13 protein-coding genes are annotated in these 11477 nt (G+C 70.5%); 8 read left to right on the top strand and 5 right to left on the bottom strand.

What is annotated here, in order from left to right; genetic code table 11:
- Positions 1–127 precede the first annotated feature (127 nt).
- Complete coding sequence (locus tag ABGB01_RS32785) at positions 128–664, top strand: hypothetical protein (RefSeq protein WP_347777432.1); 537 nt, start codon at positions 128–130, stop codon at positions 662–664.
- A 121-nt stretch (positions 665–785) separates the two neighbouring features.
- Here ABGB01_RS32785 and ABGB01_RS32780 read toward each other — a convergent pair whose 3' ends face one another.
- The 4 genes from ABGB01_RS32780 to ABGB01_RS32765 are packed head-to-tail and all read right to left on the bottom strand — an operon-like array spanning position 786 to position 4375.
- The gene (locus ABGB01_RS32780; RefSeq protein ID WP_347777430.1) at positions 786–2195 is read right to left on the bottom strand and encodes an NAD-dependent malic enzyme; all 1410 of its coding nucleotides are present in this window, start codon (positions 2193–2195) and stop codon (positions 786–788) included.
- Positions 2196–2250: 55 nt separating this feature from the next.
- Positions 2251–2880, bottom strand: coding sequence for a cytidylate kinase-like family protein (locus ABGB01_RS32775; protein ID WP_347777428.1), 630 nt, complete (start codon positions 2878–2880; stop codon positions 2251–2253).
- Positions 2881–2889: 9 nt separating this feature from the next.
- Positions 2890–3840 (bottom strand): tetratricopeptide repeat protein, encoded by a 951-nt coding sequence (locus ABGB01_RS32770; RefSeq protein WP_347777426.1) that lies wholly within the window; start codon positions 3838–3840, stop codon positions 2890–2892.
- Entirely contained in the window at positions 3824–4375 is a 552-nt protein-coding gene (locus tag ABGB01_RS32765; RefSeq protein ID WP_347777424.1) for a MarR family transcriptional regulator, read from the bottom strand. The genes ABGB01_RS32770 and ABGB01_RS32765 overlap by 17 nt, the downstream gene beginning before the upstream one ends.
- Before the next feature lie 228 nt (positions 4376–4603).
- Here ABGB01_RS32765 and ABGB01_RS32760 point away from each other — a divergent pair, with 228 nt between their 5' ends.
- The 5 genes from ABGB01_RS32760 (at position 4604) to ABGB01_RS32740 (ending at position 7925) form a co-directional block, all read left to right on the top strand.
- Positions 4604–6085 (top strand): hypothetical protein, encoded by a 1482-nt coding sequence (locus tag ABGB01_RS32760; RefSeq protein WP_347777422.1) that lies wholly within the window; start codon positions 4604–4606, stop codon positions 6083–6085.
- Between the two features lie 25 nt (positions 6086–6110).
- Positions 6111–6782, top strand: a complete 672-nt coding sequence (locus ABGB01_RS32755) for a DUF4230 domain-containing protein (protein WP_347777420.1) — start codon at positions 6111–6113, stop codon at positions 6780–6782.
- Positions 6783–6923: 141 nt separating this feature from the next.
- Positions 6924–7076: a hypothetical protein gene (locus tag ABGB01_RS32750; RefSeq protein ID WP_347777418.1), complete on the top strand. Its 153-nt coding sequence runs from the start codon at positions 6924–6926 to the stop codon at positions 7074–7076.
- A gap of 194 nt (positions 7077–7270) precedes the next feature.
- Positions 7271–7537 carry a hypothetical protein gene (locus ABGB01_RS32745; RefSeq protein WP_347777416.1) on the top strand — a complete coding sequence of 89 codons (267 nt, stop codon included), beginning with the start codon at positions 7271–7273 and terminating at the stop codon, positions 7535–7537.
- Positions 7538–7646: 109 nt separating this feature from the next.
- Complete coding sequence (locus tag ABGB01_RS32740; protein WP_347777414.1) at positions 7647–7925, top strand: PIN domain-containing protein; 279 nt, start codon at positions 7647–7649, stop codon at positions 7923–7925.
- A 325-nt stretch (positions 7926–8250) separates the two neighbouring features.
- Here ABGB01_RS32740 and ABGB01_RS32735 read toward each other — a convergent pair whose 3' ends face one another.
- Positions 8251–9432, bottom strand: a complete 1182-nt coding sequence (locus tag ABGB01_RS32735) for an acetyl-CoA C-acetyltransferase (protein ID WP_347777412.1) — start codon at positions 9430–9432, stop codon at positions 8251–8253.
- Between the two features lie 86 nt (positions 9433–9518).
- On the opposite strand from ABGB01_RS32735, the gene mce reads away from it, so the two are divergent.
- Together mce and ABGB01_RS32725 are read left to right on the top strand one after the other, a co-directional pair.
- A complete protein-coding gene (gene mce, locus ABGB01_RS32730; RefSeq protein ID WP_347777410.1) occupies positions 9519–9941 on the top strand; it encodes a methylmalonyl-CoA epimerase in 423 nt (140 codons plus the stop codon).
- A gap of 194 nt (positions 9942–10135) precedes the next feature.
- Positions 10136–11428, top strand: coding sequence for a DivIVA domain-containing protein (locus ABGB01_RS32725; RefSeq protein ID WP_347777408.1), 1293 nt, complete (start codon positions 10136–10138; stop codon positions 11426–11428).
- Positions 11429–11477: the final 49 nt, after the last annotated feature.

Raw genomic sequence — 11477 nt, 5'->3', positions numbered from 1 at the left:
CAGCGAGTCCGCGGCGCGCGCGGCAGGGTCCGCGGTTCTTACGTGGCGCTGAGCGCGGGGTGCGGGTAGGGCGGTGACGGGGGTCGGCCGGAGGTGGCCTGGCGAACCCGCTGGGCAGGGGGGAGGCATGCGAACTCCCATCAACGAAGCCCTGCTCAGGCACTTCCGTGACCTGCGCGACGGCACTCATGGGAAGGCCGTCTCGCGGGAGGACAAGGAGCAGGTGTTCATCACGGCGGTCGGGCTGCTGGACCCGGTGGCGCGTACCGCCCTCGACGAGCTCAACGCCGACCTGCTGCTCGGCGCCGGGGAGGTGGTCGCCAGCGGCGTCACCCGGTCACGCGAGGGCGGGCTCAACGCGATGTGGTCGCTGACGTGGCAGGAGCAGCGCGCGTGCCACGCCCAGCCGGTCGCGGTGGTCGCCCACTACGGCAGCGACTTCCACCATCCGCACCTGCGGGGCAACACGGTCGGCGACTGGCCGCTGAACGTCTTCGACGAGGCGGACGCCGCGGCGCAACTCGACACGTTGCGGGTGATCGCCGCCGGGGACGCCCACAACCTGGTCTTCCAGGAGAGCTACCGCCTGATGCCCGCCCTCACCCGGGAGGAGCCGGGCCAGGAGAGCCTCACACTGCCCGACGGCACACGGGAGACCACGTAGCCGGCCCGCCAGGCGCCGTGGCGGCGCCTGCGACGTGCGGGTCAGCGAGCGTCTCCCTGGAGGTCCTCAGCCGCGTGCGGCGACTGGCGTGACCTTGGCTGTGCCGTAACAGAAGATGATCTTATGCTTCGGTGAAGCCCCGCGCGCGCCCGCCGGCCGACTCGCGGACGGCGGCGGCGACGGCGGTGGACACGTCGGGGTGGAAGACGCTCGGGATGATGTAGTTGGGGCCGAGCTCCTCGGGCGTGACGACGGCGGCGAGCGCGCCCGCGGCGGCCAGCAACATCTCCTCCGTCACGACGGACGCCTGAGCGTCGAGCAGGCCACGGAAGACCCCAGGGAAGGCCAGCACGTTGTTGATCTGGTTGGGGTAGTCGGAGCGCCCGGTGGCCACCACGGCGGCGTGCTCGCGGGCGTCGTCGGGCGACACCTCAGGCTCGGGGTTGGCCAGCGCGAACACGACCGCGTCCTTGGCCATCGAGGCGACGTCGTCGCCGGTCAGGATGCCGGGCGCGGAGACGCCCACGAAGACGTCGGCGTCCTTGACCGCGCCCCGCAGGTCGCCCGCGTAGCCCTCGGCGTTGGTGTTGTCGGCCATCCAGCGCAGCGAGTCGTCGAGGTCTGCACGCCCCTTGTGGACGGCCCCGAGGTAGTCGCACACGATCACGTCGCGGGCGCCCGCCGCCAGCAGCAGCCGCAGCACGGCGTAGCCGGCCGCCCCCGCGCCCGCCATGGTGATCTTGACGTTCTCGATGTTCTTGTCGACCACCCGCAGGGCGTTGGTGAGCGCCGCCAGCACGCAGATCGCCGTGCCGTGCTGGTCGTCGTGGAAGACCGGGATGTCGAGCAGCTCGCGCAGCCGCCGCTCCACCTCGAAGCAGCGGGGCGCGCCGATGTCCTCCAGGTTGATCCCGCCGAACCCGGGCGCGATCACCTGCACCGTGCGGACGATCTCGTCGACGTCCTGCGTGTCGAGGCAGATCGGCCAGGCGTCGATGCCCGCGAACCGTTTGAACAGCGCCGCCTTGCCCTCCATGACGGGCAGCGCCGCCTCGGGCCCGATGTTGCCCAGCCCCAGCACGGCGGAGCCGTCGGTGACGACCGCCACGGTGTTGCGCTTGATGGTCAGGCGCCGCGCGTCCTCCTTGTTGCGCGCGATCGCCATGGACACCCGCGCCACACCCGGCGTGTAGGCCATGGACAGCTCGTCGCGGTTGCGCAGCGGCACCTTCGACACCATCTCGATCTTGCCGCCGAGGTGCATGAGAAAGGTGCGGTCGGACACCTTGTGGATGACGACGCCCTCGACCGCCTCGAGCTGGTCGACGATGGCCTGGGCGTGGTCGGTGTCCCTGGCGGCGCAGGTCACGTCGATGCGCAGCTTCTCGTGGCCTGCGTTGGTGACGTCGAGGGCGGTCACGACACCCCCTGCCGACTCTACGGCGTGCGTGAGCAGGCTCACGGCCTTGCCGCCTGCGGGCACCTCGAGGCGCACGGTGATGGAGTACGACACACTGGGGACGGTCGCCACGTCAATCGCTCCTTCGGGACTGACCAAGAATGCATCCATGTTAGAGGTCATTCGGTCAATCCCGCGCCTCGGCGGCCATGACGATCAGGTCGGCACAGGTTGCCAGGGGGATCGTGGTGCTGTCGATCACCAGGTGATAGAGGCAGGCGTCGGCCGGGTCGGTGCGGTAGAAGTGGCGCACGTAGGCGCTGCGCGCCCGGTCGTTGTCCTCGATGATCTGCCGGGCCTCGCGCTCGCCCAGCTGCCCCAGCGTGGCGGTCTGCCGCACCCGGCGGGCGACGGGGGCGTCGAGCCGGACGTGCAGCGCTCCGGGATGGTCGGCCAGCACCAGCGCCCCCGCCCTGCCGAGGAACACGCCGCCCTGGAGGCGCGCGGTGTCTTTCAGCACGCGCTCGGTGCGATTGACGAACTCCTCGGGCGCGAGCGGCATCGCGCCGGGAACGTACATGTCGACGCCGCCGAACGTCACCGTGGGCAGCCGCATCGCCCCGGAGAAGAGCCGGCCGATGCCGTGCTCGGCCCGGTCGTCGTGGGCCAGCGCCTCCTCCAGCGTGCAGCCCAGCTCCTCGGCGACGGCACTGGGGATCGCGCGGTCTACGAAGGGCACGCCGAGACGCTCGGCCACGGCCGGGCCGATCTGGCTGCCGGCCGTGCCGTATGTCGCCGATATGGTGACGACCCGCATGAATTCAGGTTAGAACAGTGCGCTCGCCAACGCTCTACGGGCCTTGGCCAAGGATGGGTCTTCGGCGGGCAAAGCCTCGAACAACCCGAGCAGGTGCCGCCTGGCCTTGTCGCGCTCGTCGCCCGAGGTGCGCTTGACCACGGCGATGACGCGCTCGAACGCCTGGTCGACCGCGCCCGACATCATTTCGAGGTCGGCCGCGAGCAGCTGCGCGTCCAGGTCGGCGGGGTCCTGCGCGCGGCGCTGGACGTCGGCGGGGTCGGCCTCGGACGTGCGCTTGAGCAGGCCCACCCCGGCCAGCCCCATCGTCGCGTCCTCGTTGCCCGGCTCGCGGGCCAGCAGTCGCTGGTAGGCCTGCATGGCCGCGTCGAAGTCACCCCGGTCGATCGCCTGCTCGGCCGCCACCATGTCGGGGTCGGCGGGCGGCCCCGACGGCGCCTCCTGCTCGCCGGGCTGGCCGGCCTCGCCGGCCTCCGGGGGCCTCGCGCCGGGGTTGGCCTGGTAGAACTGCTCGACCGCGCCCATCAGCTCGTCGAGCCAGCGGCGCACCTCCTGCTCGGGCAGCACCTGCTGGAAACCGGTCACGGCCTGGCCCTGGAAGATCGCCAGCACGGTCGGCACGGCCTGGACGCGCAGCGCCTGCGCGATCTGCGGGCTGGCGTCGACGTTGACCTTGGCCAGCACGGCCTTGCCGCCGAGGTCGCCGACCACCTTCTCCAGCACCGGGCTGAGCTGGGCGCTGCCCGGCGCCCTCGGCGACCAGAGGTCGAGCACGACGGGCACCGTCATGGACTTGTCGATGACGTCGCTCGTGAACGTCTCCTCGGTCACGTCGACGACCGAGGCCGTGGCCGCCTGGGGACCTGCGGTCTCCCGCCGGGCCTGCGCCTCCAGTGCCTGCTTGCGCGCGCCCAGGTCCACAGCTCCGTAGAGCGACCCGGGTTTAGAGAAGTCCGCCATGCTCCTCATCTTGCCGCATCGGCGACCCGGGGAAGTCACCAGCCGCCACCCGGAGGGTGCGCAACTGGTCGAACATCTCCTGGAGTTCGTCCTCGGCGTACATCGACAGGCCGAACTCGGCGGCCATCAGGTCACCGGTGGCACGGCGTACGACGTCGCGCCCGGACTCGGTGATCTCGGCGAGCACGCCGCGCCCGTCGCGCGGATTGGGCAACCGCCGGACGAACCCGGACTTCTCCAGCCTGTCCACCGTGTTCGTGACGCTGGTGGGGTGGACCATCAACCTTTCCCCGATCTTTGACAAGGGCAGCGCCCCCGTCCTGCTGAACGTCAGCAACACCAGCGCCTCATACCGCGCGAAGGTCAGGCCGTAGGGCTTGAGCAGCGCGTCGAGCTGCGACAGCAGGATCTGGTGCGCTCGCATGATCGACGTCACCGCGGCCATGGCCGCGGACGGACCGAAGTGCGCGCGCCAGCTCTCCGCGGCGCGGTCAATCGGGTCGAACGGCAGGTTGAGCGGCTTCGGCTGCGTCACAGCGATACGGTAGCGCGCTGGTCGTCCCGGTTCGTCTGGCTACTCACAGCGACAGGCCTCTCCGCTTGGCCAAGAGTCCGGACATCAATCATCACGCTCAGTTATGGTTCTCCTACGAATGGTGACGCGGATACCAAGTCCATCAGCCTGTGGGGACCGGCCGGACTGATCGTTTCCGCCTTGCCGAGGGGCACGGGGGGTGCTTGATGAACTTCAACGGGAAAACGGGTGCGTGAGCACGGGGGCGTTTCACGGGAGGAGCTGAAGCAGAGCGCGGCCGTCACTGTGGCCGTGCTGCTCGCTGTCGGCCTGGTCGCGGCGTGGAACGTCCTGATACCCGGCGTCGACGCCTGGGAGAACATCGTGGCCGCGGTCATCGGGTCGCTGCGGTTGACCGGGCCGGTCGCCGCTGCCTTCGCCGCGTGGGTGGCGCTGCGCAAGCGCAAGGCGCTGCGCGGGCGCTCGCTCACGACGTGGCGGGCGCTCAAGGCGCCGCTGGCGATCGTGGTGGTGGTGCTGGGGTCGTTCGGGGCGACGGTGCTGGTCCTGGCCGTCAAGACGGTGCTCACCGACCAGGCGGGCCGGCTGAGCCTGGCGGGCCTGGGCATGGGCATGGCGGGCCTGGCCCTCTACTCGGTGATCGGGTGGGTGGCCGGCTGGGTGCTGCCGCACCCGTTCACGCCGCCGGTCGCCGGGCTGGCCTGCTATGGGGTGTTCTCGTGGCTGGCCGACGACCGCGGGTGGGCCGACAAGCTGGCCCCGGGCACCGGTGAGCCGTACGACCTGTTCCAGGGGCTGAGCGGGGCGGCGTTCTTCGACCAGACGATCTGGCTGCTCGGCCTGACGGCGGCGCTGCTGCTCGGCTGGGCGGCGCTGGTGACCAGGCAGGCGCTGGTGCTGGCGTGCGCGCTGCTGGCCGTGCTGGCCGCGGGCATGGGCGTGTCCCGCGTCCTGACCCACTCCAAGCCGGCCGCCGCCGAGGAGATCGCCTACAGCTGCCAGGAGTGGCCGATCACGGTGTGCGTGCATCCGGGCATGCGGGCGGGGCTGACCGAGCTGGGGGCGTCGTTCACGCAGATCGCCTCCAGGCTTGCGGGCACGCCGGCCGCGTTCACGCGGGTGGAGCAGCGGCCGCTCGACGACGAGCTGAAACCGTCGAACGGGCTCGCGCCGATCCACGTGCCCGACCTTTCCGCCGGGTTCGCGGAGGAGGCGGCGTACGAGTACATCGAGTCGCTGGCCGCCCGCTGCCCCGGCACGGTCGGCGACGGCTACCGGGAGATCGTGATGGCCTGGCTGCGCGGCGAGCCGCTGCCCGGAGGGCCGCTGCCGGAGCACCAGTACGCCGCGTCGTGGTTCTCGGGGCTGAGCGAGCACCAGCGCAGGGAGTGGCTGCGGATGTTCTACAGCGACTTCCAGAGCTGCCGGCTGGCCGGCACGCACTTCGGCGGCGGGCCCGCCCACGCCCAGCTGGCGCCCTCGCCCGTACGCCCCACGCCCTCGTCGAGCCACGTCTATCCCGTCTACCCCGACGCCGGCGGCACCCCGGCGGCGACCTCGGCCCCCGGAACGAGCTCGCCGCCGTTCGGACGGGGACCGGGGACATCCTCTCCGGTCAGTGGGGTCACGGCGGCGCCGGCGGTCGCGGCCGGGGACAGGTCCGCTGCCGCGAAGGGACCGGAGATGTCACCGATCGGCTGGCGATGGTGATCGCCGGGAGGGTAGTCATGCTCCCATGACGACTTCCCGTACGACGCCGCCCGAGGTGACGCCAGGGCGGCGCCGCAGGTGGCGATATCTCGCGGCGTTCCTGGTCCTGGCGGTCCTGCTCGTGGTGGGCGGCCGCCTGGCCTGGTCCTGGCTCGACCCGTTCGGCGGGCGGACCATCGACCGCAGCCAGCCGGCGCTGCTGCAGTCGATCAAGGACATGAGCCGCTTCGAGGCGGCGACCGGCACCTTCCAGGTGGTCGTCGACCTGGAGAAGGACGCCAACTTCCTGCCCGACGCCGTCAAGGGCACCCGGACGTTGTTCGTCGGGGCGGGCGGCGTGGACGCCTACGTCGACTTCTCCGCCATGGGCACCAACGCGGTCACCGTCTCGCCGGACCGCACGGAGGCGACCATCCGCCTGCCGCACGCCCAACTCGAGAAGCCCAACCTGGACAACAGCCGCTCTTACGTGTTCGCGCACCAGCGGGGGCTGTTCGACCGGGTGCAGGACTTCCTGTCGGGCTCGCCGAGTGACCAGCGGGAGCTGTACCTGCTGGCCGAGAAGAAGATCACGGAAGCGGCGGTGGCCAGTGACCTGCGCGCCAGGGCCGACGCCAACACCAAGGCGATGTTGTCGGGCATGCTCAAGTCGCTCGGGTTCACGAAGGTGACGGTCGAGTTCACCGGCGAGCCCTAGCCGCGCCTCAGAGGCCTTAGCCGCCCGTGCCCCCGCTTAAGTACCTGCCCGCGTCCAGAGATAAGGCATCCGCCCGATGTGGCGGGGAGGGCCTTAGGACGAGTCTTGAGAGTGCAGGCAACAGAGCAGAGGAGCACTCGGATGAACGCCGAACTCGAATACACCGTGATGCAGCACCACGCGTCAGAGCTGCGCCGCGCCGCCGCCGAGCAGCGGCGGGTCATGGAGGCGCGCAGGGGCCCGCGGGGCGAGCGCCGCCACCGCTCGGTCCTCGCCAGGTTCCTGGCCTCATGACCGCCCACAAGCAGCCCGGCCGCAACCTCCCTCGCGGCCGGGCTGAACAGCCCCCTTGAGGGGGCGCGCTCGGGCCCTGAATTCCTGGTGAGGGCCTGAGCAGTGCGTTACGGGGCCCCGGTCCACTTCCTGGTCGGACCGGGGCATCGCGCTGTCCGGTGCCGGCCGGACGGCAGTGCATGTGTAATGCATGCATGAGTGTTGCACTCCAGATCCGTGACGTCCCCGAGCCGGTGCGGGACGCCCTGGCTGCGCGGGCACGCGCCCAGGGCAAGAGTCTCCAGTCTTACCTCCTCAGGCTGGTCGAGGAGGATGCTCGTCGCACCAGGAACGTTGATCTGATCAATATGTTCGAGAACCGCGCGGATGGCTACAGCGGCGACGAGGACACCGCGGACATGGTCCGCGGGATGCGCGCCGGGCGCGAAGTCCGCCTCTCGGACGGCAGCGGCGCGCAATGATCGTCCTCGACGCTTCCGTCGTTATCGACGCGCTGACACGCGACGACGACAAGGGACGCGCCGCACGTAAGCTCATGATGAGCGACCCTCATTGGGCCGCCCTCACCACATGGTCACCGAAGTCGTCTCCGGCATTCGCGGTCTGCTTCCTGGCGGCAAGATCAGCCAGGAACGCGCGGAAGAGGCGTTGTCCGCGCTGGGCAACGCCGAGTTCGACCTGGTCGACGTGCGTCCGCACCTGCCACGGATGCGGCAGCCGCGCGCCAATCTCACGGCTTACGACGCCGCGTTCGTCGCCGTGGCGGAGGCCGCGGAGTGCGTCCTTGTCACGAGAGACCGCCGATTGGCCGTCGCCGCGGGGGTCCGCTGTCCCGTCCACGTCATTTGACGCCCGGTAGGTGCGTGCTGACCCGGGCTGGCGCGCCGGTCTTCCTACGGGGGTGTGAGGAGTTCCTCCAACCGCCGTACGACCTGGCCGAGCGGTGCGGTGGCGTCGATCTCGGCGGTCGCGGTGGCCCGGAGCAGCGGCTCCACGGTCTTTAGGTCGTTCAGGATCGCGGCCCGCTCCTCCGGTCGTTTGCCGTAGGGGTTGCCGGTCCGCGCCTGAAGCGGACGACTTGCCCGTGCCCGACATCCCGGTGATCAGCACCTTCGGCATGGTCATCTCCGGCTAGGACGGGGCCACTCTTCCGCGGGCCCGGCGTGATACGGGCTCAGGGGACGCGGATGAGCAGCGCGTCGCCCTGTCCGCCACCGCCGCACAGGCCCGCCGCTCCCAGGCCGCCGCCCCGGCGCTTCAGCTCGTACGCCAGCGTGAGCACGATCCGGGCGCCCGACGCCCCGATCGGATGGCCCAGGGCGATGCCGCCGCCGTTGACGTTGACCTTGTCCAGCGGGACGCCCAGCTCCTGCGCGGACTGGAGCACCACGCTGGCGAAGGCTTCGTTGATCTCCACCAGGTCCAGGTCACCGGCCGACACGCCCTGCTTGGCCATGGCCTGCTTGATGGCGTTCGCGGGCTGGGACTGGAGCGAGGCGTCGGGGCCCGCCACGTTGCCGTGCCTGCCGATCTCGGCCAGCCACGGCAGGCCCAGCTCCTCGGCTTTGGACTTCGACATGACCACCACGGCGCAGGCGCCGTCGGAGATCTGGGAGGCGGAGCCGGCGGTGATGGTGCCGTCGGCGACGAAGGACGGGCGCAGCTTGGCCAGCGTCTCCACCGTCGTGTCGCCGCGTACGCCCTCGTCCTCCTTGACGACGACCGGCTCGCCGCGCCGCTGCGGGACCGGCACCGGGACGATCTCGTCCTCGAAGACGCCGTTCTTGATGGCGGCGGCGGCCAGCTGGTGGGAGCGGGCCGACACGGCGTCCTGCTCCTCGCGGCCGATGCCGAGCCTGGTGTTGTGGCGCTCGGTGGACTCGCCCATCGCGCACTGGTCGAACGCGCAGAACAGGCCGTCGTGGGCCATCGAGTCGACCACGTCGGCCCCGCCGTATTTGACGCCCTTGCGCAGGCCGGGCAGCAGGTGGGGGGCGTTGGTCATCGACTCCATGCCGCCGGCCACCACGATGTCGAACTCGCCCGCCCGGATGAGCTGGTCGGCCAGGGCGATGGCGTCGAGGCCCGAAAGGCAGACCTTGTTGACGGTGACCGAGGGGACGGTCATGGGGATGCCGGCCTTGACGGCGGCCTGGCGGGAGGGGATCTGGCCCGCGCCGGCCTGGAGGACCTGGCCCATGATGACGTACTCGACGGATTCGGGCGCCACGCCGGCCCGCTCGAGCGCCGCCTTGATGGCGATGCCCCCCAGGTCGACAGCGGTCAGTCCGGACAGGGCGCCGAGCAGCTTGCCGATCGGGGTGCGAGCTCCGGCGACGATGACGGAACTGGACATGGACACGGGCCTCCTGTGCTCGCCATCTGGTTCTTTGACACCATACCCACGAGTAGGTGACCGTTCGCTATGGAGGTGGGCCACATATGTTCCTGCGGATCGACCACATCGGTATCGCGTGCCGGGACCTCGAAGAGAAGATTCGTCTCTTTTCTGACACGTTCGACCTGACAGTAGTTGCCCGGGAGGTCAACGAGGAGCAAGGTGTCAAGGAGGCCATGTTGCACATCTCCGACGGCGAAGGCGGGGGCTCCTACATTCAGCTCCTGGAGCCTCTCTCCGAGGACTCTCCTGTGGGAAAATTCCTCACCAAGCGTGGCGAGGGCGTCCATCACGTGGCATTCGGCGTACGAGATGTGGCGGACGCCATGGGTAAGATCAACGAGAGAGGAGTGAGGCTCCTGGACGAGCGTCCCAGACATGGGTCGATGGACTCACGGATCGCGTTCCTGCATCCCAAAGACGTGGGAGGAATGCTGACCGAGTTGGTCCAGGCGGCCAGACGCTAGAAAAAGCCATATAACGCGCATATGTAACTAGTCACGCAGAAAGTTGGACGGGGCTTCGCAGGTGGCACCAGCGGAGTACGCTTGACCTTCCACCGGACATGGAGCCTGCCGCGAGGCACAGGCTCCTGGATCGGATGCCCCGAACCCCCCGTCCGGCCCGTGTAGCCGTCTCGACAACCCAGGATCGAGCCTCCATGCAGTCCGACATCGACGCCCAGCTCAACAACTTTTTCGAGGACGCCCCAGCGCGCGAGTTCGACGTGGTGCTCCGTGGTTACGACCGGCATCAGGTCCATGATCACTTGAAGCAGCTCGACGGAGAGCTGCGCCAGGCGCGCGAGCAGGTTGCCGGCCTGCAGCGCGATCTGTCCGACTCCCAGCGCCAGCTGCAGGAGCAGGAGCGGCCCACCTACTCCGGTCTCGGCGCCCGCATCGAGCAGTTGCTCCGCCTGGCCGAGGAGCAGGCCACCGAGCTCGTGCAGGCCGCCAGGTCCGAGGCCAACGAGATCAAGGCCGCCGCCAAGGTCGAGGCCGCCGACCTGCGGGCCGCCGCCGAGGCCGAGGCGGCCGAGAAGCGCGCCCAGGCCACGCGCGAGTCCGACGAGATGCGCACCTCCGCTGAGCGGGATGCCGAGGAGATCCGCTCGACGGCTCGCCGCGAGGCCGACGAGCTGACCAACACCACCGAGCGCGAGGCCGCCAAGCTGCGGGCCACGGCCGACCACGAGGTGGCGGAGAAGCGGGCCGACGCCGAGCGCGAGATCGCCAAGCTCCGCACCACCACCGAGCGTGAGGTCGCCCAGCTGCGGGCCTCGACCAAGCGCGAGCGCGACGAGGTGCTGACCACCGCCAAGCGGCAGGCCGACGAGATGCGCGCGCAGGCCCAGCGGGTGCTGGAGGAGTCGGAGGCCAAGCGGGCCCAGGACGAAGCCGAGTTCGAGATCCAGCTCGCCGCCCGCCGCGAGGACGCCGAGCGCCAGGAGGCCGAGCGCCACGCCTCCGCCCAGGCCGCCACGCAGAAGCTGGTCGCCGAGGCCGAGCAGCGCGCCGCCACGGCCGAGTCGAGGGCCACGAAGGCGACCCAGCAGGCCGACCAGACCCGCCGCGAGGCCGACCTGCACGCCAAGCAGCTCGTCGCCAACGCCCGCAAGAGCGCCGAGACCATCGTGGCCGACGCCAAGTCGAGCGCCGAGACGATCGTCACCGAGGCGAAGAACGAAGCCGAGCGCACCCGCACGGCGATGCAGCGCCAGGTCGACGAGCTGACCCGCCAGCGTGACAGCATCACCAGCCACCTGGCCCAGCTGCGCCAGCTGCTCGGCGGCGCCGCTCTGCCGGGCCAGGAGCAGCCGGAGGTCGCGGCCGCCCCGGCCAAGCCGGCGATCGCCGCGCCCGTGGTCGAGGCCTCTCCCGCGGAGCCGGTGCCGGCGCCCGCCGCCAAGGCACAGGCCAAGGGGGAGGACGACGCGGAGTGGTGGCAGGAATAGCCGAAGGTCACACGGGGGCTGAGTGACGGCTGAGAGAGCCTGGCGACCT

The organism is Nonomuraea sp. B5E05 (assembly GCF_039880665.1).
GTDB lineage: Bacteria > Actinomycetota > Actinomycetes > Streptosporangiales > Streptosporangiaceae > Nonomuraea.
Note: the sequence above shows the minus strand (reverse complement) of the source record. Positions and strands in the feature narration are given on the sequence as shown.

Coding starts and splice junctions, on each gene's coding strand:
- ABGB01_RS32785 (WP_347777432.1), top strand. CDS start 128: ATGCGAACTCCCATCAACGAAGCCCTGCTCAGGCACTTCCGTGACCTG.
- ABGB01_RS32775 (WP_347777428.1), bottom strand. CDS start 2,880: ATGCGGGTCGTCACCATATCGGCGACATACGGCACGGCCGGCAGCCAG.
- ABGB01_RS32770 (WP_347777426.1), bottom strand. CDS start 3,840: ATGGCGGACTTCTCTAAACCCGGGTCGCTCTACGGAGCTGTGGACCTG.
- ABGB01_RS32755 (WP_347777420.1), top strand. CDS start 6,111: ATGACGACTTCCCGTACGACGCCGCCCGAGGTGACGCCAGGGCGGCGC.
- ABGB01_RS32750 (WP_347777418.1), top strand. CDS start 6,924: ATGAACGCCGAACTCGAATACACCGTGATGCAGCACCACGCGTCAGAG.
- ABGB01_RS32745 (WP_347777416.1), top strand. CDS start 7,271: ATGAGTGTTGCACTCCAGATCCGTGACGTCCCCGAGCCGGTGCGGGAC.
- ABGB01_RS32740 (WP_347777414.1), top strand. CDS start 7,647: ATGGTCACCGAAGTCGTCTCCGGCATTCGCGGTCTGCTTCCTGGCGGC.
- ABGB01_RS32735 (WP_347777412.1), bottom strand. CDS start 9,432: ATGTCCAGTTCCGTCATCGTCGCCGGAGCTCGCACCCCGATCGGCAAG.
- mce (WP_347777410.1), top strand. CDS start 9,519: ATGTTCCTGCGGATCGACCACATCGGTATCGCGTGCCGGGACCTCGAA.
- ABGB01_RS32725 (WP_347777408.1), top strand. CDS start 10,136: ATGCAGTCCGACATCGACGCCCAGCTCAACAACTTTTTCGAGGACGCC.